The 26639-nt window shown below is 65.8% G+C and carries 25 protein-coding genes and 2 tRNA genes; 11 read left to right on the top strand and 16 right to left on the bottom strand.

Annotation, left to right across the window (positions count from 1 at the left end; genetic code table 11):
- Window positions 1-9 precede the first annotated feature (9 nt).
- Genes ehuC through ehuA form a run of 3 tightly spaced genes read left to right on the top strand, consistent with a single transcriptional unit; the run spans window position 10 to window position 2277 of the window.
- Entirely contained in the window at window positions 10-822 is an 813-nt protein-coding gene (ehuC, locus tag HK353_RS10620; protein WP_173155951.1) for an ectoine/hydroxyectoine ABC transporter permease subunit EhuC, read from the top strand.
- Complete coding sequence (gene ehuD / locus HK353_RS10615; RefSeq protein ID WP_173155948.1) at window positions 822-1478, top strand: ectoine/hydroxyectoine ABC transporter permease subunit EhuD; 657 nt, start codon at window positions 822-824, stop codon at window positions 1476-1478. Before ehuC ends, ehuD begins: the two co-directional genes overlap by 1 nt.
- Window positions 1465-2277: an ectoine/hydroxyectoine ABC transporter ATP-binding protein EhuA gene (gene ehuA, locus HK353_RS10610; protein WP_217278398.1), complete on the top strand. Its 813-nt coding sequence runs from the start codon at window positions 1465-1467 to the stop codon at window positions 2275-2277. Before ehuD ends, ehuA begins: the two co-directional genes overlap by 14 nt.
- Here the strand turns inward: ehuA and rsmD are convergent.
- The 4 genes from rsmD to thiL are packed head-to-tail and all read right to left on the bottom strand — an operon-like array spanning window position 2274 to window position 7704.
- The gene (gene rsmD, locus HK353_RS10605) at window positions 2274-2873 is read right to left on the bottom strand and encodes a 16S rRNA (guanine(966)-N(2))-methyltransferase RsmD (protein ID WP_173155946.1); all 600 of its coding nucleotides are present in this window, start codon (window positions 2871-2873) and stop codon (window positions 2274-2276) included. The two genes, ehuA and rsmD, sit on opposite strands and share 4 nt — an antisense overlap.
- A gap of 10 nt (window positions 2874-2883) precedes the next feature.
- On the bottom strand, window positions 2884-5031 hold the full coding sequence (locus HK353_RS10600; protein WP_173155944.1) for an ATP-dependent DNA helicase RecG: 2148 nt from the start codon (window positions 5029-5031) through the stop codon (window positions 2884-2886).
- Window positions 5028-6665: a DAK2 domain-containing protein gene (locus HK353_RS10595; RefSeq protein ID WP_173155942.1), complete on the bottom strand. Its 1638-nt coding sequence runs from the start codon at window positions 6663-6665 to the stop codon at window positions 5028-5030. Before HK353_RS10595 ends, HK353_RS10600 begins: the two co-directional genes overlap by 4 nt.
- A 1-nt stretch (window position 6666) precedes the next feature.
- Window positions 6667-7704: a thiamine-phosphate kinase gene (thiL, locus tag HK353_RS10590; protein ID WP_173155940.1), complete on the bottom strand. Its 1038-nt coding sequence runs from the start codon at window positions 7702-7704 to the stop codon at window positions 6667-6669.
- 32 nt (window positions 7705-7736) lie between these two features.
- Between thiL and HK353_RS10585 the strand changes: the two genes are divergently transcribed.
- Window positions 7737-8261 carry a DUF3515 domain-containing protein gene (locus HK353_RS10585; protein WP_173155938.1) on the top strand — a complete coding sequence of 175 codons (525 nt, stop codon included), beginning with the start codon at window positions 7737-7739 and terminating at the stop codon, window positions 8259-8261.
- Window positions 8262-8314: 53 nt separating this feature from the next.
- On the opposite strand, the gene HK353_RS10580 is transcribed toward HK353_RS10585, so the two are convergent.
- From HK353_RS10580 to leuC, 7 genes are all read right to left on the bottom strand, one after another.
- Window positions 8315-9430 (bottom strand): D-alanine--D-alanine ligase family protein, encoded by a 1116-nt coding sequence (locus HK353_RS10580; RefSeq protein ID WP_173155936.1) that lies wholly within the window; start codon window positions 9428-9430, stop codon window positions 8315-8317.
- A gap of 92 nt (window positions 9431-9522) precedes the next feature.
- Entirely contained in the window at window positions 9523-10056 is a 534-nt protein-coding gene (locus HK353_RS10575) for a YbhB/YbcL family Raf kinase inhibitor-like protein (RefSeq protein ID WP_101544574.1), read from the bottom strand.
- A gap of 44 nt (window positions 10057-10100) precedes the next feature.
- Window positions 10101-11114, bottom strand: a complete 1014-nt coding sequence (locus HK353_RS10570; RefSeq protein ID WP_173155934.1) for an NAD(P)H-dependent glycerol-3-phosphate dehydrogenase — start codon at window positions 11112-11114, stop codon at window positions 10101-10103.
- Complete coding sequence (locus tag HK353_RS10565) at window positions 11111-11878, bottom strand: lysophospholipid acyltransferase family protein (RefSeq protein WP_173155932.1); 768 nt, start codon at window positions 11876-11878, stop codon at window positions 11111-11113. The genes HK353_RS10570 and HK353_RS10565 overlap by 4 nt, the downstream gene beginning before the upstream one ends.
- On the bottom strand, window positions 11875-13191 hold the full coding sequence (gene murA / locus HK353_RS10560) for a UDP-N-acetylglucosamine 1-carboxyvinyltransferase (RefSeq protein ID WP_173156059.1): 1317 nt from the start codon (window positions 13189-13191) through the stop codon (window positions 11875-11877). Before murA ends, HK353_RS10565 begins: the two co-directional genes overlap by 4 nt.
- Before the next feature lie 204 nt (window positions 13192-13395).
- A complete protein-coding gene (gene leuD / locus HK353_RS10555) occupies window positions 13396-13995 on the bottom strand; it encodes a 3-isopropylmalate dehydratase small subunit (protein WP_139908461.1) in 600 nt (199 codons plus the stop codon).
- A 15-nt stretch (window positions 13996-14010) separates the two neighbouring features.
- Window positions 14011-15495 (bottom strand): 3-isopropylmalate dehydratase large subunit, encoded by a 1485-nt coding sequence (gene leuC, locus HK353_RS10550; RefSeq protein ID WP_173155930.1) that lies wholly within the window; start codon window positions 15493-15495, stop codon window positions 14011-14013.
- A 175-nt stretch (window positions 15496-15670) separates the two neighbouring features.
- Here leuC and HK353_RS10545 point away from each other — a divergent pair, with 175 nt between their 5' ends.
- The 5 genes from HK353_RS10545 to HK353_RS10525 all read left to right on the top strand — a co-directional run bounded on the left by HK353_RS10545 (window position 15671) and on the right by HK353_RS10525 (window position 19911).
- Window positions 15671-16387, top strand: a complete 717-nt coding sequence (locus tag HK353_RS10545; protein WP_173155928.1) for an IclR family transcriptional regulator — start codon at window positions 15671-15673, stop codon at window positions 16385-16387.
- A gap of 135 nt (window positions 16388-16522) precedes the next feature.
- The gene (locus tag HK353_RS10540; protein WP_173155926.1) at window positions 16523-17281 is read left to right on the top strand and encodes a DeoR/GlpR family DNA-binding transcription regulator; all 759 of its coding nucleotides are present in this window, start codon (window positions 16523-16525) and stop codon (window positions 17279-17281) included.
- A 150-nt stretch (window positions 17282-17431) separates the two neighbouring features.
- Window positions 17432-19129 (top strand): sodium:solute symporter family protein, encoded by a 1698-nt coding sequence (locus tag HK353_RS10535; protein ID WP_173155924.1) that lies wholly within the window; start codon window positions 17432-17434, stop codon window positions 19127-19129.
- 17 nt (window positions 19130-19146) lie between these two features.
- On the top strand, window positions 19147-19425 hold the full coding sequence (locus HK353_RS10530) for a hypothetical protein (protein WP_173155922.1): 279 nt from the start codon (window positions 19147-19149) through the stop codon (window positions 19423-19425).
- A gap of 276 nt (window positions 19426-19701) precedes the next feature.
- A complete protein-coding gene (locus HK353_RS10525; protein ID WP_173155920.1) occupies window positions 19702-19911 on the top strand; it encodes a hypothetical protein in 210 nt (69 codons plus the stop codon).
- A gap of 109 nt (window positions 19912-20020) precedes the next feature.
- On the opposite strand, the gene galK is transcribed toward HK353_RS10525, so the two are convergent.
- Both galK and galT read right to left on the bottom strand, forming a co-directional pair.
- Entirely contained in the window at window positions 20021-21328 is a 1308-nt protein-coding gene (gene galK, locus HK353_RS10520) for a galactokinase (RefSeq protein ID WP_173155917.1), read from the bottom strand.
- A complete protein-coding gene (galT, locus tag HK353_RS10515) occupies window positions 21325-22545 on the bottom strand; it encodes a galactose-1-phosphate uridylyltransferase (RefSeq protein ID WP_173155915.1) in 1221 nt (406 codons plus the stop codon). The genes galK and galT overlap by 4 nt, the downstream gene beginning before the upstream one ends.
- A gap of 119 nt (window positions 22546-22664) precedes the next feature.
- On the opposite strand from galT, the gene HK353_RS10510 reads away from it, so the two are divergent.
- A complete protein-coding gene (locus HK353_RS10510) occupies window positions 22665-23744 on the top strand; it encodes an aldose 1-epimerase family protein (RefSeq protein ID WP_173155913.1) in 1080 nt (359 codons plus the stop codon).
- A gap of 168 nt (window positions 23745-23912) precedes the next feature.
- Window positions 23913-24674, top strand: coding sequence for a DUF4282 domain-containing protein (locus HK353_RS10505; RefSeq protein ID WP_173155911.1), 762 nt, complete (start codon window positions 23913-23915; stop codon window positions 24672-24674).
- A 251-nt stretch (window positions 24675-24925) separates the two neighbouring features.
- On the opposite strand, the gene HK353_RS10500 is transcribed toward HK353_RS10505, so the two are convergent.
- The 3 genes from HK353_RS10500 to HK353_RS10490 all read right to left on the bottom strand — a co-directional run bounded on the left by HK353_RS10500 (window position 24926) and on the right by HK353_RS10490 (window position 26638).
- Window positions 24926-24998, bottom strand: a tRNA-Glu gene (locus HK353_RS10500).
- Window positions 24999-25035: 37 nt separating this feature from the next.
- A tRNA-Gln gene (locus HK353_RS10495) sits at window positions 25036-25107 on the bottom strand.
- A 202-nt stretch (window positions 25108-25309) separates the two neighbouring features.
- Window positions 25310-26638 carry an alpha/beta fold hydrolase gene (locus tag HK353_RS10490; protein ID WP_173155909.1) on the bottom strand — a complete coding sequence of 443 codons (1329 nt, stop codon included), beginning with the start codon at window positions 26636-26638 and terminating at the stop codon, window positions 25310-25312.
- Window position 26639: the final 1 nt, after the last annotated feature.

Below are 26639 nucleotides of genomic sequence, written 5' to 3'. Positions count from 1 at the left end.
TCACGCACCATGAATGACAATGTCTCCACGTTGCTGAACTTCCTCCCACAGCTGTGGGAGGGAGTTCAGACAACCATCATCCTCACGGTGGCCGGCAGCATCGGCGCCGTCCTCATCGCACTCGTCCTCGGTCTGACGATGACCTCGCCGAGCGCCTGGCTGCGCATCCCGGCCCGCATCGTCGTCGAGTTCTTTCGCGGCACTTCTCTGCTCGTGCAGCTGTTCTGGCTGTTCTACGTGCTCCCGCTCCTCGGCGTCGATTTCGACCCTATGGCCTGCGGAGTCGCCGCTCTGGCACTCAACTACGGAGCCTATTCCGCCGAGGTGGTCCGGTCCTCGATCAAGACCGTGGCCCCCGGTCAGTGGGAAGCAGCAATCGCGCTGAGCCTCTCCCCCACCCGCCGGATGATCCGCGTGATCTTCCCTCAGGCCTGGGCGCTCATGATCCCATCGCTGGCGACCCTGCTCATCCAGCTGCTCAAGGGCACGGCGGTCGTCTCCTTCATCACGCTCTCCGACCTCACCGACAAGACCGAACAGCTGCGCCAGTCGACCGGCGACACGATGTTCGCCTACTCGATCAGCCTCCTCATCTACTTCGCACTGGCATGGCTGGTCCAGGAATTCATGAACTTCCTCGAACGCAGAGCGACGAAGGCCCTCGGACGTCGTCGCCCGAACTCTCGCACCGATCGTCGTGAGGCCAAGCGTGCAGCCCGTGCCGATGCCGCGCGCCAAGACCGTCTCAAGTCACACGTTGCCGCTGGTGAAGGTGCTGACCGCTCCAAAGGTCCGTTCCCAGGACAGGGAGGTGGCCTCTGATGTGGAACTGGGAATTCGCCGCCGAGGCCCTGCCGATTCTGCTCCGCGGTTTCGTCAACACCTTGATCGCCACCGTCGTCGGCACCGCCATCGCCGTCGTCCTCGGGCTCATCCTTGCCGTGGCCATCCGCGGTCTGCCGCGCTGGATCAACTGGCTGGTCCGACTCATCGTCGCGTTCATCCGCAACACCCCTCTGGTCGTCCAGCTGCTGTTCGTCTACTATGCGTTCTCCGATATTCCAGGACTCGTCGATGTGCCCGCTCTGGTCATCGGTTTCATCGTCATCGGCATCCACTATTCGACGTATATGTCCGAAAGCTACCGTGCAGGCATCGATGCCGTCCCGCCGGGCCAGTTCGAGGCCGCGACTGCCCTCTCGCTGCCGCCGGTCCGCACCTTCACCGCGATCGTGCTGCCGCAAGCGCTGCGGGCGACCATTCCGTCGCTGGGCAACTACGCGGTCGCGATGTTCAAGGACACTCCGTTCCTGTTCGCGATCTCCGTCGTCGAGCTCGTCACTGCTGCGAAGGAATTCGGCGGTTCGACCTTCGCCTACACGGAAGCCTTCACCCTGGCCGGAATCATCTTCCTCGCCGCCAGCTACCCGACCTCACTGCTCATTCAGAGATTGGATCGACGCCTTGCCACCTACTGACCACACCCCAGCCAATTCCTCCACTCCCGGCGCGGGCACCCCGGCGATCGAGTTCAAGGACGTTGAGAAGAGCTTCGGGCCGACCACCGTGCTCAAGGACCTCAACTTCACGGTGGCTCCCGGCGAACGCGTCACCCTGATCGGGCCCAGCGGTTCGGGCAAGACGACGATCCTGCGCCTGGTGATGACGCTCGAGGAGCTCACCGGCGGATATATCTTCGTCGACGGTCAGCCGCTGACGCACGAGGACCGCGGCGGCAAACGCGTGGAACTGCCGAAGAAGCGCACGCGTGAGATGACCACGCGCATCGGGATGGTCTTCCAGCAATTCAACCTGTTCCCGAACATGACCGTGCTCGAGAACATCATCGAAGCTCCTGTCCATGTGCTCGGCAAGTCCAAGGCAGAAGCGACCAAGGAAGCCAAGGAGCTGCTCGAACGGGTGGGACTGGCCGACAAGGCCGACGCTCACCCGACTCGTCTCTCCGGCGGTCAGCAGCAGCGTGTGGCGATCGCGCGGGCGCTGGCGATGAACCCGGAGATCCTCCTCCTCGACGAGGTCACCTCCGCTCTTGACCCCGAACTCGTCGGTGACGTGCTCGGGGTGCTGCGTGATATCGCCGAGACCACGGACATCACGATGCTGCTGGTCACCCACGAAATGCAGTTCGCCCGCGACGTCTCTCACCGCGTGATGATGTTCGACGGCGGTCAGGTGCTCGAAGAGGGTCCGCCGGATCAGATCTTCAACAATCCGCAGCACGAACGCACGCGCAAGTTCCTCTCCAGCGTGCTCTAGTCCTCTGCGGCACTCGCTTCGTCCTCGCCTGCGAGCTGGACGAAGTGGATCGCGGTCTCGCCGAAGGTCTTCGCCCGAAACACTTCGAGCCCGTCGGGCATCGTCGGCTCCGGCGAACGCGCGGCACGTTCGACCACGACGATGGACTCCATGTCCAGGTGCGTTCGCAGACGCCTGAGGATCTGCGTGACAGCGTCCTCCCCCAACGGGTACGGCGGGTCCATGAACACGAGGTCGAAGACACGTGACTCCGGATTCTCCGGTCCGGGCAGCCCGGCGAGGAAGTGGAGCACGTCCCCAGTGTGGACCTCGGCCGAATGGTCGAGACCGAGCTTGTCCGCATTGGATTCCAGAGCACGGGTCGCCGCCAGGGATGAATCGACGAAGTCGACCTGTGCTGCCCCCCGAGACATCGCCTCGAAGCCGAGCCCACCGGAACCGGCGAAGAGGTCGAGGACGTTCGCTGCATGCAGCACCCCGTAGCCGTCGAGCATGGAGAACAGTGACTCCTTGACGCGGTCGGACGTCGGCCGGGTGTTCGCCCCCGACGGTGAGGTCAGTTTGGCGCCTTTGTGTGCGCCGGCGATGATTCTCATATCTGCTCCCTCAGCCTGCCTCGATGAAGTGGGCGTCGTCCTCGGGCAGGACGCGCCTGATGAAGGCCTTGAGCGCGGGCACCGCCTCAAGTGTGGGGTCGATGGCGACGATCTGCTCAGCGATCGTCTTCGCTTCGGCGACCATCTCGGAGTCGCGGAGGATCGACAGATGCCGCAGCGACGATCCGCCCCACTGCGAGCCGCTGAGCACATCGCCTTCGCCTCGGGCGTCTAGATCGTATTCGGCCAAAGTGAAACCGTCGAGCGTCTCGGCCACCGCCTGCAGCCGTCCATAGCTCTCATCCTCAGCACTCATCTCTGTGAGCAGGAAGCACAGGGCCGAGCTGCCGTCACGTCCGACGCGTCCGCGCAGCTGGTGCAGCTGTGCGACACCGAAGTTCTCGGCTTCGATGATGACCATCATCGTCGCCCTCGCCACGTCGACGCCGACCTCGATGACCGTCGTCGAGACGAGGATCTCGATGTCGCCTTTGACGAAGTCCGCGAGCACCCGATCCTTCTCCGCCGTCGACATCCGCCCATGCAGCAGACCGAACTTCAGACCAGCCAGTTCCGGGGTCTCAGACAGCTTCCGCGTGATGTCCTCGATGCCCTGCTTCTGTCCGACGACGTCCCCGGACTCCGGATCTTCGATGTCCGTCGGTTCGATCCGTGGGAAGACGACGAAGACTCCCTTCCCAGCCTCGACGGTCTGCCGCATGCGCTCCCGCACCCGGACGTACCACTTAGGCTGGTCGACGATCGGCACCACATGGGTGGCGATGTCCTTCGGCCCGGCCGGCATCTCCTTCAAGGTCGAGATATCGAGGTCGGCGAAGACCGTCATCGCCACGGTGCGCGGGATCGGCGTCGCCGACATCACGAGAGTGTGCGGCGTCGTGTCCCCGCCCTTCGCGCGCAGCGCTTCCCGCTGTTCGACACCGAAGCGGTGCTGTTCGTCGACGACGATGAGACCGAGATCTGAGAACATCGTCGACTCCGACAGCAGTGCATGCGTGCCGACGACGATGTCGATGTTGCCGGCGACGAGGTCGAGCGCGAGTTCGCGACGGTCCTTCGCCGGCATCGACCCGGTCATCAGCGCCACCGTCACCTGGTCGTCGTCGGACAGCAGCGGCGACAGCGCCATCTGCTCATCGAGGAATGTCTGGATCGAATGGAAATGCTGAGTGGCGAGCACCTCGGTGGGGGCGAGCATGGCGGCCTGGGCACCGGAGTCGACCGCGGTGAGCATGGCTCGCAGTGCCACAAGGGTCTTACCCGAACCGACGTCACCGTGCAGGAGCCGGTGCATCGGCCGGTCTGCGGCCATGTCCTCGGCGATCTCCTCACCGACCCTGACCTGGGATGCGGTGAGGGTGAAGGGCAGGTTTTCGTCGAAGCGGCGGCTCTTCGTCCCCTGCGTGAGCAGCGGCGTCGCCTTCTCCGCGGCCAGAGTCGCTTTGCGGGCGGCGAATTCGGTCTGCAGGGCGAGCGCCTCTTCCCATTTCCACCGCAGCCGGGCCAGTTCGACGTCCTCGATCTTCCGCGGCCGGTGCATGTCCTCCAGCGCTGTGCGCAGATCCGGAAGTTCATGTGCCTCCCGCAGTCCCTTCGGCAGCGGGTCCTCGAACTCCTCGGGCCCAGCGACGGTGAGCAGGGTCTTGATCGAACTCCACAGCCGGGACTGCGCGATCTTCTTAACAGCCGGGTAGATGGGGAACGGCGAGTTGAGGTCCTCGGGTGTCCACTCGTGGTCATCCTCGGTGCGGTTGAGCCATACCGGAGACGCCAGGGTCAGCTGCCCGCGGAACGATTCCACCTTGCCGCCGAAGACGACGGTCAGTCCCGGCTTCAGCGCCTTCTCCAACCAGTGCTGGTTGAAGAACGCGATCTTCATCGACTGCTTCCCGTCATGGACGATGACCTCGGTGATCGTGCCTTTCCGCTGCTTCATCCGCCGCGTCTCCACCTTGATGACTTCGGCCTGGATGATCGCGGTCTCCCCCAGCGGCAGGCCGCCGAGTTCCGTGCGCTCCCCGGGCACGAGGTAGCGCCGCGGGAAGAATCGGAGCAGGTCGGTGACCGAATGCACCCCGCGCTTGGCGAGGTTCTTCCGATCGGCCGGCCGGAAGTTGTCTTCGAGCCGAGTCGTCATTCGACCCCCATGATCACGAGGACCCCGGAATCTCTGGCATCGATGTCCTGGAAGTGGACGGTCTCATGCGATTTCTGGATCCAGTCCCGCAGGTGGTCGAGCACCTCCGGAGCGCAGTCGGGTCCGTGGACGACGGTGAGCAGCTCTCCTCCGGCCCCGAGCAGTCGATCGGCGAGCTTCTCGACCAGGGTCCGCAGCTCCGTGCTCTGGGTCTTCGCGCGGCCTTCGATGAAGACCCGGTAGAACTGCGCCGGATGAGCCGCCACTGCCGTGCCCCCGCTCGGACCGGAACGATCCAATGCCCCCGAAGAGGCTCCCGCGCTCGCCGTCGATCCTTCGTCCTCGCGGATCACCGGCAGCATCCCCGTCGGAGGGTCGGTGGCGAGCTGATCGGCCGAGTAGATCGTGCCCACCCTCGTGCCCGCGGCCGCTTCGGTCATATCCGCGAAGATCTCCCCCGCCGGAGCGAAGGGATCGTAGACGGCCAGCGCCGAGAGCAGGGTGCCGACGTTGCGGGAGCGCACGACGTGCGCCCCCAGGCCGCTCAGAGACTTCAGCGCCGAGGTGGAGCTGGGGATTACGATGACCTCCCGGTCCTCGGCGGCGATGAGTTCGGACATCGTCTCGAACAGGTCTCCCACCTCCGGGGTCAGCGCCGTGGCCCCGTTGAGCGCGGTGTGCATGAGCAGTCCCGTGCCCTTGACCAGGGCGATGAGCTTCGTCTCGCCCTCCTCCTCGTGCATCCGCAGGTCTTCCATATCGAGCCGGGCGATCCCATATTCGCCGAGGCGGTCGATGACGGTCGCGGCGGTCGTTTCGTCGGCGACGTGGACGTGGACCTTGGCCGCGTTGATGACGATGGAGGTCCCGCCGAGGCGGTCGAGATCCTCGGCGAGCGCGTCCGCGGGGGTGTCGGCGAGGATGGCCACGATCTCGAGTTCGTCGGCGGTGGCTTCGTGGATGATCTTCGGGGCGCGGGCCACCTCGGCGAGCATCGAATCCTGGGGAGTGCGGCCGGTGACGGTGGCGTAGAGGAGGTCGAAGAGTTCGACGATGCCCGTCGATCCGGCGTCGACGACCTCGGCTTCGCGCAGCACGGTGAGCTGTCCGGTGGTTTCGCGCAGCGCCGACCGGGAGCGTTCCCGCACGGCCGCGATGACGTCGATCAGGGAGGCTCCGTCGTCGGATTGCTCACGGGCCTCGGTGGCCATGGCGTCGAGCACAGTGAGCATGGTGCCGTCGACGGGTCGGGCGACGGCGGCCCGCGCCCGGTCGGACGCGGTCTCCAGGGCGGTGGCCATGGCGTCGGCGGTGGCCACGGTGACTCCGGCCAGGGCATCGGCGACTCCCTGCAGAGCGACGGCGAGGATGAGTCCGGAGTTGCCGCGCGCACCGCGTCCGGCTCCGGCGGCCAGTGCCGCGACGACCTGTGGGAGGGTGACGGGGCCGGTGAGTTCTTCGACGGCGAGATAGGCGGCGCGCAGGGTGTGGTACATGTTCGTGCCGGTGTCGCCGTCGGGGACTGGGAAGACGTTGAGCTCGTCGATCTCGGTGCGTTCCTTGCGCAGCCGGTCGACCGCACGGCGGGCCCAGCGGGCGGCCAAACGACCGTTGAGGCTGATGGCGTTGCTCATGTCACTTCCCGAAATGGCTGAAACCGCTCGCCGGCACGGGCGTGCCGTCGAGGCTGACATCGTGTCCGGTGCGGATCTCACCGATTCTCCGCCAGCCTACTCCAGGCACGGCGGCAGGCGGCGCAGACGCGGCGAAGCCGTGGTCCTCACCCCCGTCGAGCACCCAGGACAGCGCCAGATCCTCGGAGGCCGTGGCGTAATCGGCCCCACCGTCCGCGTCCGGCGCACCGCCCGTCGCCCGTGTTTCGAGGACGAATTCGGCTGCGGGCAGCAGCGGGTCGATGAGGTCGCGCAAAAGGGAACGGTCAAGCTCGATTCCCACCCCCGAGGCGGTCGCCACCCGGGCGAGGTCGAGGCTGAGCCCGTCGGAGACGTCGATCATCGCCGAGGCAGGCCCGACCGTGCGCAGCGCACCGTAGTCAGGCTGTGGCGCCAGCTGGGTGTCGATGAGCGAGCGGAGTTGCGGTCCGGCGGTGTCAGGTCGCGCTCCGGCGAAGAGCAGGTCGAGTCCGGCGGCCGCCCGACCGACGGACCCGGCTAAGAAGAGCCCGTCCCCAGGCCGGGCGCCGGAGCGCAGAATCGCGAGCTCCTCCCCCACGGTTCCGAGTGCGGTGATGGCGATGACGATGAGGCCCGAGGACGACAGGTCCCCGCCGATGATCGGCACTGTGCAGTCCAAAGCCGCCCCTGCTCGTTCTGCTTCGTCGAAGAGTCCGGTGTACAGGGCCTCGAGGTCTGCGATGTCTGTGTCATCGGGGACGGCGACGGAGACGAGCAGTCCGTGCGGGGTCGCCCCCATGGCGCAGACGTCGGCGAGGTTCTGGGCCGCTGCCTTGACTCCGAGCTTCGTCCAGTCCAACCACTCGCGAGTGAAGTCCTCGTTCTCCACGAGCATGTCCGCGGTCGAGACGAGTCGACCTTCCGGTGCGGTCACTGCCGCATCGTCTCCGGGTCCGACGATCACGTGTGCGCTGCTGGGATTGCGGCCCAGCACGCGGGAGATGATGTGTGATTCGCCAAGTTCGGACAGTCGGGTCATGGCTCCAGGTTATCGGGCGATACGGTAGTCCTATGAGATCTCGCCCTGCTTCGACGCGCCGCAGCGCTCGGCCCGCGCACCGTCGTCGTTCTCTCACCTTCATCGCTCTGGCCACGGTGCTCACCGGTCTGGCAGTGACCGGGTGTTCGCGCACCGTCATCGTCGAACCGGCCAAGGACGCAGCGAATCCGAAGTGTGCCGACATCCTGCTCACCCTGCCCGATGAGATCTCGGGTGAGAAGGCACGCACGACTTCCTCGCAGGGCACGAAGGCCTGGGGAGATCCCAACGTCGCGGTGCTGCGCTGCGGAGTCACTCCTCCCGGCCCGACGACGGATCAATGCGTGAGCGTGTCCGGGGTCGATTGGATCTCGAAGCCGGTCGAGGATGATGATTCGACGTGGAGGTTCACCAGCTACGGGCGAACCCCCGCCGTCGAGGTGCTCGTCAACCGCAAGGCCGAGTCAGGCAATGACGTGCTCGCCGCGATCTCACCGACCCTGTCGAAGTTCCCTCCGGAGAACGAGTGCGTCGGCGCCGAGGACATCGCCGGCTAGAGCGCCGAAGACGCGGCTGCTCCGCGGACGCGATAGCTCCGGGGCCCGTGTGCCTACTTCGCGCGGGCGTGGTCGATCAGGGCGATCGAGATGAGTTCGCCGATGAGTTCGGAATACTCGAGTCCCGACTGCGCCCACATGAACGGGTACGCCGAGGTTGGGGTGAACCCGGGCAGGGTGTTGAGTTCGTTGATGACGACCTCGCCGGTGTCCGTGACGAAGGTGTCGACGCGGGCCAGACCGGTGCAGTCGAAGAGACGGAACACCGAGGCGGCCAGCTCCTGAACCCGGGCGGTCACCGTCTCGTCGAGATCGGCCGGACAGGTGACCTCCGCGGCGGCAAGGTCGAGGTACTTGGCGTCGAAATCGTAGAAGGAGTGGTCGCCGCTGACCCGGATCTCTCCGGGAGAGGACACTCGCAGCTCCGTGTCATAGACGGAACCGAGCACGGCGCATTCGACCTCACGACCACTGACCTCGGGTTCGACGATGACCTTGGAGTCGTGCTCGAAGGCGCCGAGCAGGGCGGCTTCGAGGTCGGCAACCTCGGCGACCCGGCTGACTCCCATGGACGATCCGGCCCGGGCGGGTTTGACGAACACGGGCAGGCCGAGCGCGGCCACTCGCTTCTCCGCCTCCGCGCGGTCTGCGGCCCACATCGTCTCGGTCACGAGCTCCCACGGGCAGGTGGGGATTCCGGCGTGGGCCATGAGTGACTTCGTGTAGTGCTTGTCCATGCTCGCGGCGGAGGAGAACACTCCGGAACCGACGAATGCGGTATCGCTGAGTTCGAACAGTCCCTGCAGGGTTCCGTCCTCACCGAAGCGTCCGTGCAGGAGTGGGAAGAATACGTCGACCGCACCCAGTTCGGTGTAATTGCCCTCGGCATCACGGTGCAGCAGCGGTGACCCGTCGGCGGAGACCGGAGGGATCACCTCGGTGCCGTTGTCCGTGACCTCAGGCATGTTGTCCGGGTCGAAGCGCATGCTCGCCCAGTCGTCGACGACCCGCCACACACCGGTCTTCGTGATGCCGATCGGCAGTACGTCGAAGGCATCGGCGTCGATGGCACCGATCACACCGGCCGCGGTGACGCAGCTGACGGAGTGCTCGCTCGAACGGCCTCCGAAGAGGACTGCGACAAGGGGCCGGTGATCGTTGTCTGCCATGAGTTTCCTTGCTGAAGTGGTACTCCCGTGCCCTCGGACCGGACACGGGTGCGCACAGCGGGTCAGGTGTGCGCGGACTGAAAGACTTTAGCTCACTTGGCCTCGTACGTGCATTCCAGCCACGCCCGGCCGATGCCCTTGAAGAACATGTTGAAGCCGGCGAAGGCAGGTGTTGCGGATTCGTCGATGCCCAGCGGTTCGGCCAGGGCGGTGACGATGAAGAAGTAGCGGTGCGGTCCATGGCCCTCCGGTGGGGCGGCACCGACGAAGCGGGGTTCGCCGGCGTCGTTGCGCAGGGTCACGGCTCCGCTGGGCAGGAGGTCGGCGGCCGGGTCGCCGGCGTTGGTCTCGAGGCTCGTCACCGAGGCGTCGAGGTCCGTGACGACCCAGTGCCAGAAGCCCGAACCGGTGGGAGCGTCGGGGTCGTAGCAGGTCACGGCGAAGGCCTTGGTCTCTTCGGGGAACCCGGACCAGGACAGCTGCGGAGAGACGTCCTCACCGCCGGGCACGCCCATGGCGCCGGAGAGCTGGGGGCCGGTGAGCACCCCACCGTCTTCGATGTCGGTGCTCGTCAGCGTGAAGGTGGGAAGTTCGGGAAGGTTGAAGAACGGTGAGTTGGCGCTCATGAGTGCTCCTAGTTTTCCAGCGGGTGCCTGAGATTCGATGTGGCTCAAGCAGGTGGTCCTTCGTGCTTACGCTTCCGAGACAACAGCAATCCGGCGAGTTCGTCAACCTGCAGCTTTCCGCTGAGAACCGCACAGACCGCCTCGGTGATGGGGAGGTCGACGCCGTTGCGTCGACCCAGGGCGAGGACGGCAGGAGCGGATTTCACGCCTTCGGCCGTCTGTGAGGTGTGGGCGATGACGTCCTCGAGGCTCATCCCCTCACCGAGGTGGCGCCCGAAGGTGCGATTGCGCGACAAGGGCGAGGCGCAGGTGGCCACGAGGTCGCCGAGCCCGGCGAGTCCGGACAGGGTGTGCGCCCCGGCGCCCATGGCCGCGGCCAGGCGAGAGGTTTCGGCGAGCCCGCGGGTGATGATCGACGCCTTGGAATTGTCGCCGAGCTTCTGTCCGTCGGCGATGCCCACGGACAGGGCGATGATGTTCTTGATCGCTCCGCCGATCTCGACGCCGACGACGTCGGTGTTCGTATACGGGCGGAAGTACGCGTTCGCGCTGATCTCCGCGACCACCTCGGCGGTGGTGATGTCGGAGGACGCGACGACGGTGGCGGTGGGCTGCCGGTCGGCGATCTCACGCGCCAGATTGGGTCCGGAGACGACGGCGATCTGGGATTCGTCGACCTCGGCGACCTCGGCGATGACCTCGGACATGCGTTTGCCGGTGTCGACTTCGATGCCCTTCATCAGGCTCACGAGCTTCACGCCCTCACGCAGATGCGGCTTCCACCGGGTGAGGTTCTCCCGCAGGGTCTGGGCGGGGACGGCGAGGACGATGACCTCGGCGTCGGTGACCGCGGCGATATCGTCAGCGGTCGCGCTCAGACCTTCGGGCAGGACTCGCTCGCCCAGGTAGCGCTCGTTGGTGTGCGTGGAGTTGATCTCTTCGGCGACCTCGGGACGGCGGGCCCACAGGGTGACGGGGTATCCGGCGTCGGCGATGACCGCGGCGTAGGTGGTTCCCCACGAACCGGCTCCGAGGACGGTGATCTTGTCGACGCTCATTCACCTGTCTCCTTAGCTGAGAAACGCTGCGGCAGTTCGCGTTCGGACAGTTCGGCCACCATCGCCGCCACGGTGTTCTTCACGCGCTGGGAGAGGACTCCCATCGTCTTCTTCTCATCCCGGTGCTCCCACAGGTCCGTATAGTCGATGGCGGGGCCGAACGCCACGACAGTGTCATGGCTGAAGGGGCGGAAGCGGACCTTCTTCTGCCCACGTGGGTAGACCGTGTCCAGTCCCCAGTGGGCGACGGGGATGATCGGGGCTCCGGTCTCCAATGCCAGTCGAGCGGTGCCGGTCTTGAAGTGCTGGGGCCACAGCTCGGGGTCCTTCGTCAGCGTGCCCTCGGGGTAGATGACGACGGTCTGGCCATGGGCCAGGGCGTCCTTCGCGTATTCGAGGGAGTCGCCGGCCGAGGCCGAGGCGCGCAGCACCGGGATCTGCCCGATGGTCTTGAGGATCTTGCCGAGCACGCCGGTGAACAGCGTCGACTTCGCGAGGAAGTGCGGCATCCGACCGTTGCGCTTCAGCGCCAGCCCCACGAGGATCGGGTCGAGATGGTTGGCATGGTAGGCGGCGACGATGATGCCGGTGCCGGCCGGCGGCAGGTGCTCGACTCCCCGCACGCTCATCTTCGTAGCCGTGCGCATGAGCCCGAAGGCCGCTGTGGCGGCGACGGTGCCGGCCCGGTTCTGGGAACGCACCGAGGCGGGGTCGAAGGAGACGAGATCGTGGTCGTTCGCGTCCGGTTCGATGTCGGCGCTCATGCGGAGACCTCGGCACCGAGTCCGATGAGCTTATCGAGGAAGTTCTCGTATCCGCGGTTGATCAGCTCGATGCCGTGGACTTCGCTCGTGCCCTGGGCGGCGAGTGCGGCGATGAGGTGGCTGAAGCCGCCGCGCAGATCAGGCACGTCGATGCGGGTGCCTTTGAGGTCGGTGGGTCCCGACACGACCGCCGAATGCTGGTAGTTCATCCGTCCGAAGCGGCAGGGGGTGCCGCCGAGGCATTCGCGGTAGAGCTGGATCTGCGCACCCATATCGCGCAGGGCGTCGGTGAAGCCGAACCGGTTCTCATACACGGTCTCGTGGATGATCGACAGACCTTCGGCCTGAGTCATCGCGACGACCAGCGGCTGCTGCCAGTCGGTCATGAAGCCAGGGTGGACGTCGGTCTCGAGAGCGAAGGATCGGAGTTTGCCGCCGGGGTGGCGGAAGCGGATGCCGTTCTCCTGCACATCGAATTCGCCGCCGATCTTGCGGAACACGTTGAGGAACGTGATGAGCTCCGGCTGGCTGGCGCCTTCGACGAAGATCTCTCCGCCGGTGGCCAGTGCTGCCGAGGCCCAGGATGCGGTCTCGTTGCGGTCGGGCAGGGCGCGGTGGATGAACCCGCGGAGGGTGTCGACGCCTTCGATGCGCACCACGCGGTCGGTGTCGACGGTGATGATCGCGCCCATCTTCTGCAGCAGCGCGATGAGGTCCATGATCTCCGGCTCGATGGCCGCTCCCCGCAGCTCGGTCACACCTTCGGAGCGGACCGCGGTCAGCAGCACCTGCTCGGTGGCTCCGACGGAGGGGTAGGGCAGTTCGACCTTGGTGCCCTGCAGGCGGCTGTGCGCCTTGAGCATGATGCCGCCGGGGGTCTTGTCGACCTCGGCTCCGAACTTGCGGAGCACATCGAGGTGGAAGTTGATGGGGCGGTCGCCGATATGGCAGCCGCCGAGGTCGGGGATGAACGCCTGACCGAGGCTGTGCAGGAGAGGTCCGCAGAAGAGGATCGGGATCCGGGAGGATCCGGCGTGGGCGTCGATGTCGACGATGGAGCCCTGAGCCACATCGGCCGGATCGAGGTGGAGTTCGCCGTCGGGCTGGTCCCCGTCGGGACCGGAGGTGACGCGGACTCCGTGGAGTTCGAGGAGTCCGGTGACGATCTCGACATCGCGGATGTTGGGCACGCCGCGCAGCACGGACGGGGTCTCACCGAGCAGAGAGGCCACCATCGCCTTGGGCACCAGGTTCTTGGCGCCGCGGACTCGGACGGTGCCGTCCAGCGGACTTCCCCCACGTACTTCGAGCATGTTCCTCCCTGATTCCGATGATCGGATCCGGGCGGGATGCCACCCGGAGACGGTGCCCACGATTGCTGCGGGCACCGTCCTAGACTAACCCAGCCGACGGTATCCCACCGATTCGCCGAGGCGGCCCCGAGGTCACGTCCGGACGTGACGGTGGGCATCCTCGGCGAGGGTGGATCGGGGCGGGTGGGCCGGCTTAGGTGAGGGTCAGACCTTGGCGGGCAGGGTCGTCGGCTTGAAGGCGAAGCGGGAGGATTCGTAGGCGACGATCTCGTCTTCCTTGGCCAGGGTGAGGCTGATGTCGTCGTGGCCTTCGAGCAGGCGCCAGCGCGTGTAGTCGTCGATCTGGAAGGACACGGTGACGGTGTCGCACGTCACGGTCTTCTCGTTCAGGTCGACGGTGATCGAGGTGCCGGGATGGTTCTCGAGGATCTTCCAGATGAGTTCGATGTCGGCCTGTTCGAGCTGGGCGGCCAGCAGGCCCTCCTTGCCGGAGTTGCCGCGGAAGATATCGCCGAAGCGGGAGGACAGGACGACCCGGAAGCCGTAGTCCTTGAGCGCCCAGACGGCGTGTTCGCGGGAGGAGCCGGTGCCGAAGTCGGGGCCGGCGACGAGGACGGAGCCGGATGCGAAATCGGGGTCGTTGAGGACGAAGTCGTCGTTGGTTCGCCAGCGGTAGAACAGGGCGTCCTCGAAGCCGGTTCGGGTGACCCGTTTGAGGAACTTCGCGGGGATGATCTGGTCGGTGTCGATATTGGATCGGCGCAGAGGAACGCCGATGCCGGTGTGGGTGGTGAAAGCTTCCATGGCTCGTCCTCCTTATCAGTCGTTCGCCGAGACGGGTGTCAGGTTCAGCGACAGGCGATTGTCGGCCCATTCCACGGGTTCGGCATCCCGCGGCAGGTCTGCGACGTCGCCCGGTGACGACAGCGTGCCGCGCACCGCGGTGGCCGCGGCCACGAGCGGCGAGACGAGGTGGGTGCGACCGCCCTTGCCCTGGCGGCCTTCGAAGTTGCGGTTCGAGGTCGAGGCGCAGCGTTCGCCTTCGGCCAGCTGGTCCGGGTTCATGCCTAAGCACATCGAGCAGCCGGCGAAGCGCCATTCGCCGCCGAAGTCCTTGAAGATGGTGTCGAGGCCCTCTTCTTCGGCCTGGAGCCGGACCTTCGCGGAGCCGGGGACGACCATGAAGCGCACGTTGTCGGCCTTCTTGCGTCCGCGGACCACCTCGGCGGCGGCCCGGAGATCTTCGATCCGGGAGTTCGTGCAGGATCCGAGGAACACGGTGTCGACTTCGATCTCGCGCAGCGGAGTGCCCGGGGTCAGGCCCATATAGGCCAGCGCATTGGCGGCGGCGGCCTTGTCGTTCTCGTCGGTGAAATCGTCTGGGCTGGGCACGCTCGCCGACAGCGGCAGGCCCTGGCCGGGGTTCGTTCCCCAGGTGACGAAGGGTTCGATGTCTTCGGCCTTGAGGACCACCTCGGCGTCGAATTCCGCGCCTTCGTCGGTGTAGAGGGTCTTCCAGTACTCGACGGCGGCGTCCCAGTCTTCGCCTTCGGGGGCGTGGGGACGGCCCTTGACGTACTCGAAGGTCGTCTCGTCGGGGGCGACCATTCCGGCGCGGGCACCGGCTTCGATCGACATGTTGCAGATCGTCATCCGGGCTTCCATGGACAGCTGGCGGATGGCCGAGCCGCGGTATTCGAGCACGTAGCCCTGTCCCCCGCCGGTGCCGATCTTCGCGATGATGGCGAGGATGATGTCCTTGGCGCTCGAGCCTTCGGGCAGGTCGCCGTCGACGGTGATCGACATCGTCTTGAAGGGCTTGAGGCTGAGCGTCTGCGTGGCGAGGACGTGCTCGACCTCGGAGGTGCCGATGCCGAAGGCGAGCGCTCCGAAGGCACCGTGGGTGGAGGTGTGCGAGTCGCCGCAGACGACGGTGGTGCCCGGCTGGGTCAGGCCCAGCTGCGGTCCCACGACGTGGACGATGCCCTGGTCGGCGTCGCCGAGGCTGTGCAGGCGGATGCCGAATTCTTGCGCGTTCTTGCGCAGGGTGTTGATCTGCGTGGCCGAGGTCGGTTCGGCGATCGGCTTGTCGATGTCCCACGTCGGGGTGTTGTGGTCCTCGGTGGCGATGGTGAGGTCGGGGCGGCGCACGGGGCGCCCGGCGAGTCGGAGTCCGTCGAAGGCCTGCGGGCTGGTCACCTCGTGGACGAGGTGGAGGTCGATGTAGATGAGGTCCGGCGCACCGTCAGCACCAAGTGAGACGACGTGATCGGCCCAGACCTTCTCGGCCAATGTGCGTGGCATGGTTCCTCCCGCCGGTGCAGGGATCTCTGCACCCGATGTAGACCTGACGGGCCGAGGTTCGGCGCGTCGATGAACTGCGATGTGTGCACTGGAGTGAGTGCGTATTCGAAATCTACTCGGCCGTATCGCAATGCGAACTTGCATCTCGCCCACTGAGACGCGCACAATGGTGCCTATGACAAGCAATGGTAGCGGCGTCGGGGTCATCGACAAGGCCGCAATGGTTCTCTCCGCACTTGAGGCCGGACCCGCCTCTCTCGCCGAACTGGTGACGCTGACCGGACTGGCACGCCCCACCGCGCACCGCCTGGCTGTTGCCCTCGAATTCCACCGCATCGTCGGTCGCGACCTTCAGGGACGTTTCGTCCTCGGGCCGCGCCTGGCCGAACTGTCGTCGGCCGCCGGCGAGGACCGCCTGTTGGCCGCGGCCGGGCCGGTGCTCGGTCAGCTGCGCGATCAGACGGGCGAGTCCGCTCAGCTCTTCCGCCGTCAGGGCGATCTGCGTCTGTGCGTGGCCGCGGCCGAACGCCCCGTGGGGCTGCGCGACTCCGTGCCGGTCGGCGCGACGCTGTCGATGCGCGCCGGCTCTGCAGCTCAGGTGCTGCTGGCCTGGGAGGAACCAGACCGCCTGCACACGGGTCTGCGAGGTGCCCGGTTCTCCGCGACTATGCTCTCCGGGGTCCGTCGCCGAGGCTGGGCCCAGTCCATCGCCGAACGCGAACGGGGCGTCGCCTCGGTGTCGGCTCCCGTGCGCGGGCCGAGCAATCGGGTGGTCGCGGCCGTTTCGATCTCCGGACCGGTCGACCGGCTCACCCGCCAGCCCGGCCGCCTGCACGCGAAATCGGTCATCGACGCCGCGCGTGCTCTGACCGAGGCACTCGTGCGCGGCTGAGTCCGACTCTGCTCCCATCGCACCTCGCCCAGCGGCGAACGGTGTGACCGCGGGCCTGGAGGATCATCACTCCGGGCGCGCGGTCGTGCACCGCCCTTGAAGTCGGCCCAGCCACCGGGCTTGTACTATGGCCCCATGATCGCCGCTCAGAGACGCAACATCATCGTCGATACGATCGAGAGAGACGGCGCCGTCTCCATCACCTCCCTGTCGGAGAAGCTCGATACTTCGGCCGTGACCATTCGCCGTGACCTCGATCAGCTCGCCGAGGAGGGCAGACTCATCCGCACCCACGGCGGTGCCGTCCTCGCCTCGAGCGCGCGGGAGTCGAGCTATGCGGAGAAGCTCGAGCAGGCGCTGGCCGAGAAGTCGGCGATCGCCCGCGCTGCGGCGACGCAGGTGCGCAACGGCGATGTCGTGGCCCTCGGGCCGGGAACGACGACAGAGCTGTTGGCCAAGGAGCTCGTGACGCGCTCGGGTCTGCGCGTGGTGACGAACTCGCTGCTCGTCGCCGAGGCCATGGTCTCCTCCCCCGACAACGAGGTCATCGTCGTCGGCGGACTGCTGCGCCATTCGATCCGGGCCTTCGTCGGCGGCGGCACGGTGTCTCAGCTGCTCGGCCTGCGCGCCGACACAGTCTTCCTATCCGGGAACGGACTGGCCGCGGACTTCGGCCTGTCGACACCGGCGTTCCCCGTCGCCGATACGGATCGGGCCATGGCCGCCGGGGCAGGACGCGTGACCGCGCTCGTCGATCATACGAAGGTCGGCCTCCGCTCATCGGTGCTCACCGTTCCGACCGAGCGAATCCAGCAGCTCATCACCGACTCGAAGAGCGAGGAATCCGAACTCACCGCCCTGCGCGAGGCGGGCGTCGAGGTCGAGGTCGTCTGACCCTCGCCAGCAAACGATCAAAACTGTTCAGGTTCGATCACTAGCGATCGGGCTCACAATCCTCTAAAGTGTCCACTCGGGTGTCTTACACCACACGCTGCCTTGCACTGACGCATTACGAAGCGATGCACTGACGCATTTGGAGGAACCTTGGAAGCAATCCGCTTGGACGCACAGTGGATCGACTATCTGCTGATAGCGATCTACTTCATCTTCGTCCTCGGCATCGGGTGGTTCGCCAAGCGCGGGATCTCCTCGAGCATCGAGTTCCTCCTCTCCGGACGGAGCCTGCCTGCTTGGGTCACGGCTCTCGCGTTCGTCTCGGCCAACCTCGGCGCCGTGGAGATCATGGGCATGTCCGCCACGGGTGCCCAGTACGGCATGCCGACGATGCACTACTTCTGGATCGGCGCGGTCCCGGCGATGCTGTTCCTCGGCGTCGTGATGATGCCGTTCTACTACGGTTCAAAGGTCCGGTCGGTTCCGGAGTTCATGCGCAAGCGCTTCGGTACGGGCGCTCACCTCGTCAACGCGCTGTCCTTCGCGGTCGCACAGCTGCTCATCGCCGGCGTCAACCTGTTCCTGCTCGGCACGATCGTCAATCGCCTGCTCGGCTGGCCGCTGTGGATCACTCTCATCGTCGCCGCCGCGATCGTCCTGTCCTACATCACCCTCGGCGGGCTGAGCGCGGCCATCTACAACGAGGTGCTGCAGTTCTTCGTCATCGTCGCGGCCCTCCTGCCGCTGACCCTCATCGGCCTCAACCGCGTCGGCGGCTGGGACGGGCTGGTCGACCGGGTGAGCAATGACGGAATGCTCGGCGCCGAACAGCTGAGCAGCTGGCCCGGCGAGCAGCTCTCCGGCTTCTCCAACCCCGTGCTCTCGGTCGTCGGCATCGTCTTCGGCCTCGGCTTCGTCCTCTCCTTCGGCTACTGGACGACGAACTTCGTCGAGGTCCAGCGCGCTATGGCCTCGAAGTCGATCAATGCAGCGCGCCTGACCCCGATCATCGGCGCGTTCCCGAAGATGCTCATCCCCTTCATCGTCGTCGTTCCCGGCATGATCGCCGCGGTACTCGTACCGCAGATGACGCAGTTCAAGGAGATCTCGGCCTCCATCGACGAGGCGACCGCGCTGGAGCAGACGGGCGTGACGTACAACGATGCGCTCCTGCTGCTCATGCGCGAGGTCCTGCCCAACGGTCTCCTCGGTGTGGCGATCGCCGGCCTCCTCGCCGCGTTCATGGCCGGTATGGCCGCGAACATCTCCGCGTTCAACACGGTATTCAGCTATGACCTGTGGCAGCAGTACGTGGTCAAGGACCGCGAAGACGACTACTACCTGAAGATCGGCCGGTGGGCGACGATCGGTGCCTGTGTCGTCGCGATCTTCACAGCGCTCATCGCGGGCAACTTCTCCAACCTCATGGACTACCTGCAGACGCTGTTCGGCTTCTTCAACGCCCCACTGTTCGCCACGTTCATCCTCGGTATGTTCTGGAAGCGGATGTCGGCGACCGCCGGTTGGGTCGGCCTCGTCGGCGGCACGATCTCGGCCGTGTTCGTGTTCATCCTCGCCGAGACCGGAGTCCTCGATCTGCCCGGTCAGGGTGCCGCATTCCTCGCGGCCAGCACGGCGTTCGTCGTCGACATCGTTCTGTCGGTGATCGTCACCCTGTTCACCACGCCGAAGCCCGCCGCGGAGCTGCGCGGACTCGTCTACTCGGAGACCCCGAAGTCCGATTTCGAGGACCTCGGCGAACCGAAGGCGCCGTTCTGGAAGCGCCCCGTGCCCGTCGCGGGTGTCGCTCTGGTGCTCGTCATCATCCTCAACGTGACATTCGGCTGAAGGAGCCAGTGAGACCCATGAGCAAATCCAACGAACTGACCAAGACCGCAGGCGCCTTCGACGTCCGCAACTTCATCGGTGCGCTGCTGGCGATCTTCGGCGTCATCCTCACGATCGCCGGAATCGTCGGCTTCACCCCTGACGAAGCAGAGCGCACCGGCGGGGTCGATGCGAACCTGTGGACCGGAATCGGCCTCATCATCGCCGCAGCCGTCTTCCTCATCTGGGCGAAGCTGCGCCCGATCCGCATCGTCGAAACCCCCGACGATGAGGCGGGCGCGCCTGGCACCGACTGATCGCCTCAGTCTGCGTCGGTCCGCCCAGAGCGCTGCCATCGCTGCCGCAACCTCGGGGATGTCGGCGGTCGGTACGACGGTCGAGGCGTTCTCGAGGGTCAGCAGCCGGGGATTGCCGAGGATCTGTGCACCTTCGGCTATAAAGTCGGCCACCGAGTCGACGTCCGTCCAGTCCGGCTGCGTACGGGAGAAGAGCGGACCCATCGTCGCCTCATCATAATCCGGCAGGTCAGCAGCGAGGTCTCGCAGCGTGTAGTCCGGTGATTCGAGATCACCATGGCTCGAGGCCCCGGCATCGCGGAGGTCGCAGCGCACAACGTGACGCCCCTGTTCTGCCAGCTGCTCGCACAGAGCATCGGGCCAGGACAGCATCGTCGGGGCGCCGAGGCAGAGAACCAGCGGCGCATCCGCCTCACCGAACTGGTCGACGCCGAGGCTCACTCCATTGACGTCGCAGATACCCATTCCGCTCCCCCGCCTGCTTGAGTGCATCCTCATCTGAGGTTCAAGCATGAACCGCGACAGTTCGGGAGGTCAACGCCTGCCCGGCTCGCCTGCCCAGCTCGGCCGAATCAGCGGCTCAGCCGAAACAGGCTCAGTCGAATCGGGCAGCGCCCCGACCCGCGCTGACGGCGAAGATGTCCGGCTCCCCGTAGCCGTGCTCGGCGAATGCCGCGGTGACGGCGTCGCCGACTTGAACAACCTGGTGTGCGTGGATGAGGGCGATCGCGGAACCGCCGAAGCCGCCGCCGATCATCCGCGCCCCAAGCGCTCCGGCTCCCATCGCGGCGGCCACCGCCACGTCGAGTTCGACGCAGGAGACCTCGTAGTCGTGCTGCAGAGATTCGTGGGAGGCCACCAACAGGTCGCCGATGGCACTGATGCGCGCACCATGCTCGTCGCCGGTAGCTCGTTCATTGTCCCCGAGCAGTTCGACGGTGGCGCGGACCCGAGCGTTCTCGGCGATGACGTGGCGCACCCGCTTTCGCTGCTCCTCGGTCAGTTCGCTCAGGTCGACGTCATCGGCGAGTTCCCGCAGACTGTCGACTCCGAAGATCGCGGCGGACTCCTCACAGGTCCTCCGCCGGGCGCCGTACCCGCTTTCACTGTGCGAGTGAGAGACCTTCGAGTCGATCACGAGGAGTCTGAGCCCCTCGGCGTCGAGGTCGAAGGGAATCTGGCGAGCGCTGAGGTCGCGGCAGTCGAGGAAGAGCGCATGCCCGGCCTCGGTCATGATCGACGCGGCCTGGTCGACGATGCCCGTCGGCGCACCGACGAAGTCGTTCTCTGCTCGCTGTGTCAGCAGGACTTTCTCCCGGTCGTCGAGGCCGAGGTCGTACACCTCGTCAAGGGCGATGAGCACCGCGACTTCGAGTGCGTGAGATGACGACAGTCCGGCACCGACGGGCACGGTGGATTCGATATAGAGGTCGACTCCCCCGACCACCGTGCCGGTGGTCTTCGCGATCTCATCGACGACTCCCGCAGGATGACTCAGCCAACCGGGCAGGGTTCCGGGCACGAGGTCCGCGGCCGTGAACTGGCCGGACATTCTCTGGCCGGTGTCATCACGATGGTCGGAGACGATGCGAATGCTCTCCCCCCGCCGAGGCGGTTCCACAGATCCCGTGTTCCCTGCGTCATCGACCTGCCGCTCTGCGGCGTCCCCGGCTGGCCCGTCAGCGCCGTTGTCGGGTCGCCGACCGATGGCGACGTACACCGCCCGATCGATGGCGATCGGCAGGACGAAGCCGGCGTTGTAGTCGGTGTGTTCGCCGATGAAGTTCACCCTGCCTGGAGCACGGAAGGAACCGATCGGGCGGTACCCGAACAGGGATTCGAACTCCTCGGCGAGGTGTTCGGGGGTCGGTGTGGACACGGCCTCGGGGGTCTCTGTGGTCATGAACGATCGCCTTCCGGGTCGAACACCGATGCCGTGCTCGCGTTCGCGCTCACGGGTACGGCCGCCTCGGCGAGGGGTCCCAGGGTCACGGCACGCAGTCTGGCTGCGGTCTCCTCGGCGGAGACGTCGCCGACGAAGGCGCCCATGGCGGCTTCCGAACCGGCGAGGAACTTCAGCTTGTTCTCCGCACGACGGGGGCTCGTGATCTCGAGGTGGAGCCAGTCGGCACGGCGGTCGGCACTGTTGACCGGCGCCTGGTGCCAGGCCGCGATATACGGTGTGGGACTCGGGTAGAGCCCGTCGATGCGGCGCAGCACCTCCGGATAGACGCGAGCCAGGTCGTCGCGTTCGGACTCGTCGAGTTCGTCGACGCTTCCCACCTGGCGGTGCGGAACGAGGTGGACCTCGATCGGCCAGCGGGCCGCGAAGGGCACGAAGGCGGAGAAGTGATCGGTCTCAAGGATCATTCGCTCTCCTGCCTCGCGTTCGAAGGCGAGCACATCGCCGAGCAGCGGCCGACCGGTCCGGCGCAGGTGTTCATGCGCCCGGGCCGAGGTGATCGCGGTGTGCGGGGTGACATAGGGGTAAGCATAGATCTGACCGTGCGGGTGATTCATCGTCACCCCGATCTCCTCTCCGCGGTTCTCGAACATGAAGACCTGTTCGATGCCCGGCAGCGCAGAGAGTTCGGCGGTCCGATCGGCCCATGCGTCGATGACGGTGCGGGCGCGTGCGGTGCCCAGGCATGCAAAGGAGCCCGTGTGCTCCGAGGAGAAGACGACGACTTCGCAGCGACCGTATCCCGGTCCCGACAGCGCAGAGGTCACGGTTTCGGCGGAGTCGGCGGCCGCCTCGGCGAAGGTGGTGTCCACGCTATGAGAGGACGGAACATCACCGAGGCCGGGTCCGAGGGAGGGGAAGCGGTTCTCGAAGACGGCGACGTCGAAGTCCGCGGCCGGGATCTCTGTGGGACGATCCGGCGTCGACGGGCACAGCGGACATTCGGCGGCGGCAGGCAGGTGGGTGCGGGTCTGTCGATGAGTGGCCACGGCGACCCACTCGCCGGTGAGAACGTCGAAGCGCAGGGTTCCGCTGTCTGGTCGCGAATCGTGCGGCCGAGGGTCGGCGGCGATCGTCGGTGCAGGTGAGTCGGGGTCCTGGAAGAACAGGATCTCACGACCATCGGATAGGTTCGCCCGGCGATGCGACGCTGGCATCTGACCTCCCAAAAGTTATCATTTTCGATCATAATGCTAACATCCGGCGGCCAAGATGCGCGTGGACGGAGTAGAATATCTGCAACTGTTCTTCCCGCGCTCGAGCACCCTGGAGACCCATGACCGCCACCATCGAACTCGCTTGTGACGAGTCAGCGGCGGTCATCTCCCCCATCGGCGCGAGCCTGGTTCGCTTCAGCGTCGGCGATCGTCCGGTCGTGGTGCCGATGAACGCCTTCGACGGAGCCGTGCTCGCGCCCTGGCCGAATCGAATCGATGGGGGTCGTTACGACTTCGGCGGGGACAGCCACCGGCTGCCGATCACCGAGCCCGAGCGGGATACTGCACTGCATGGCCTCGTCGCCGATGTGCCGTGGTCCGTGGTCGAGCGCACCGAGTCGACGGTCAGTCTCGAATACACGCTGGAGCCGACCGAGGGATATCCGTTCGCGTTCGATCTGCAGGTGGATTTCGAACTCGCCGAGGCGGAGCTGCGCATGCGCGCACGTGCCCTGAACACGGGTTCGGCTCCCGCACCGTTCGGTTTCGGATTTCATCCGTGGCTCTCCCCGGGCACGGCCCCATCGGGTACAACCGACCCCGTTGACGGCGCCCTTGTCGATGAGGCTCAGCTCGTCATTCCCGCCGCGCGCTGGCACGAGACCGATGCGCGGCTCATCCCCACGGCTGTTCGCCCCTTCGATGACGGCACTGCTGTCCCTGCCGATCATGCCTCCGATGATTCCGCATGCATGGTGTGCAAGGACTTCCGGGCGCTGCGCCTCATCGGCGGCACGATCCTCGATGATGCGTACGGCTCACCTCGCCGCGGTGACGACGGATGGTCGCGGGCACGGCTGAAGGGTGCAGACCTGCGCGAGGTCGTCGTCGGGATGGGGCCGGGGTTCCGCACCTGGCAGGCGTGTACCGGCGACGCCCTCGATGAGGATCTGGCACGTCGGGCGATTGCGATCGAGCCGATGACCTGTCCCCCGAATGCATTCGCAACGGGCGAAGCCGGCGAGGACTTCGACGTCGTCGCCCCGGGCGACGAGCTTGTCGTCGAGTGGAGCATCGCTCTGACCGCGATCGATGACGGGAATGCCGATTCGGCTTCGTCCGTCTCCGACAACGCTCCCGCTGACTCAGAGGAAGCTTCGTCTGACCCCGCCGACGCTTCCGCTGACTCCGACGCCTGACTCCATCACCTCAGCCTGGGATTGTGGGCTGAGTCAACACTTCGTGTTTCCTTCCGAAATGACAGTCGCCCTGCCGCGAGTCGACGCATCCTGATAGGTTGCGACTACAGGCAGATATCAGGCGAGCGTGCCCTGCCCAGGGTGCGTTCCATTCTCGAAGGGGACACCATGTCGACACCGCAGAACCCGAACGACCCGAACAGCAGCTCGGCTGAGCAGAACCTTGACGGCCAGAACCCCGGCGCGAGCGACCAGCCGGAGAGCACACAGTCCACCTCGGACCAGTCGGCGCAGAATCCTCAGGACGCTCAGTTCCAGACCAACCAGGATGCTCAGGCATCGCAGACCGGCCAGGATGCGCAGTTCCAGTCCGATCAGCCCACCTATCAGCAGGGCAGCTATGATCCCAATGCCTATCAGGCACAGGGACAGCAGTACCAGCAGGGCGGATATTCGCAACCCGGCGCCTATCAGCAGGATCCCTACCAGCAGGGCGCATACTCGCAGCATGCAGCCCGGCAGCAGGCTTATAGTCAGCCCGCCTACGGTCAGCCTGCTTATGGTCAGCCTCCGCAGTCGAATCCCCAGCAGTCCGGGTTCTTCAAGTCGCTGTTCGACATCCGCTTCGACAACTTCATCGCAGTCAAGTGGGCAGGCTTCATCTACATCATCGCGATCGTGGTCGCGGTCCTGTCCTACCTCGGGACCATCATCGCCGGCATCACCACGGGAATCGCCGCAGGTTCGGCCTCGGCATATATGACCGGCGGCCCGAGCTTCAGCATCTGGCCGCTGCTGATCGCCATCATCTTCGGCTGGATCGTTCCGGCCCTGTGGGTCATCGGCGTGCGTCTCGTGCTCGAGCTCATCGTCTCCAACATCAAGACTGCCGAACATACGAAGCGCATCGCCGATTCAATCAGCCGCTGACTCACTGCACCAGAAGATTAGGTCGCTATCGGATACTCTTCGCGCAAGAAAGTATCCGATAGCGACCTGAGTTTTGGCGGAAGCATCCGATAGTGACCACTATTTGGGGCGAGTGAGTCCCGCCGCCTACAGCTTCCTCAGACCCGTGCTTCCTTCGGGTCCTATGATCGGGTCCGCGCACTGGCGAACGAGGGAGAACGCCAGTGAATTAGAGTGAGCCCCGCACCGAAATTCGATGCGGGGCTCAACCGTACCCCCGAGCAGATTCGAACTGCCGTTACCGCCTTGAGAGGGCGGCGTCCTAGGCCACTAGACGACGGGGGCCAGAACAACACTCCTGGACTGATCCAGACTGTGTCCGCTGGGCTACCAGGACTTGAACCTAGACTAAATGAACCAGAATCACTCGTGCTGCCAATTACACCATAGCCCAATGTTTTTCAAGGTCATCCCCGAGGAGATTTCCCTGAGCAACGAGATATAACTCTACACAAGCACCCCGCCTCCCGACAAATCCGAGAGGCTCCTTTTCAGTGTGACCTTCTTAACACAACAGGCCCATCGCACCCGACCTGACGACGGACGCAGATTTCCCGCGCGCAGGCTCGGTCTGCCTGCCCCGACGGGCCCCGGTCTCACCCGCGGGCGAGGCCGATGAGCCGGTCGAGCACCCGGTAGCCGTCGGCGCGCAGACCGTTGTGTTCGTACTCGTTCGTCACCCACGGCTGCACCCCGGAGAGATGCTCGGCCGTGGCCAGCGAATACTCCACCGGCACGTAGGCGTCTTCGAAGTACACTGCCGCCGCACCACGCACCGAGGCGGCCTGCAGAGCGTCGACATCGTAGAGACCGGGCCACTGACGTGCGGCGACGAGCTCGGCCACCTCGGCGAAGGGCGTAAGCTCCGGATCCTCATGCAGCGACTCCGGCCCGGCATGCTCGCCGGCCAACAGCGTAGGATCTTCGCGGACAGCATCAGGCATCGCCCGCCTGGCCGCCCAGTTCGTCACCGTGCCGTCGGCCCAGCAGGATTCGTGGACGACGGCATAGAGCGGATTGCGCCCTGAGAACGGCAGAGACGCGGCAAGGTCATGCCGGAATGCCCCCGAAGAGAAGTCAAGGTCGAGCAGATAATGCAGCTTCTCCGGACCATCCGAGGCGCCGAGGAAGTGCCCGAGCAGACGGATCCGCTCCGGCGTCGCCCGCGCTCCCCCGGGCAGGGCGAGACCGTCACCGACAGAGGCAAGGTCGACGAGGCGCCGCATCTTCTCACGGTCGCCGGGAAACGCTGCGTAGTACTGCTCGGACTTGCGGATCATGCCCTCCCACGTGCGTCCGTAGACGGTCGCCGGGTCGTGGCCGATCGCCGGCAGACCGCCGGTGAAGTACACCTCGTGAAGGGCATTCGAATGCGCGGAGATGTAGCGCAGAGTGGTGAAGCCGCCGAAGGACTGCCCCAGCAGGGACCAGGTGTCCGCGCCGAGCTGGCGGCGCAGGATCTCCGCGTCCTCGACGATCGAATCGGCACGGAAGAAGGACAGCGCCTCGGCGATCGCAGCCGGGTCGTCCCCTACCGTCTCCAGTCCGGTGATGGCTCCATCAACAGAGCCGATCGGATTCGATCTTCCGGTGCCACGCTGGTCGAGCATGACGACCTGGAATTCCTCGAGGGCACGCTTCACCCAGCCGCCGGGACCGCCGACGATGCCCGGGCGCGGGGCTTCCACACCGGGCCCGCCCTGCAGGTACACGAGGTAGGGCTTCTGACTGTCCGCCGCGGTGGCGATGATCCGGGCGAACACGTCGATCGTGTCCGGCAGATCCACCTTCCCCGAGGCGGCTGATGCAGAGTGCTCCCCCGCCGAGGCGGCCTCCCCCGCCCGCCCGAAATGGTCGAAGGGCACAGTGACCGTCACGTCACGGAAGTGCAGTCCCCCACGGGTCCAGTCCTTCTGTTCGACCATT

This window comes from Brevibacterium permense, from assembly GCF_013280495.1.
In the GTDB taxonomy this organism is placed as follows: Bacteria; Actinomycetota; Actinomycetes; order Actinomycetales; family Brevibacteriaceae; genus Brevibacterium; species Brevibacterium permense.
The sequence above is the reverse complement of the archived record's forward strand: the minus strand, read 5'-3'. Positions and strand labels throughout refer to the sequence as shown.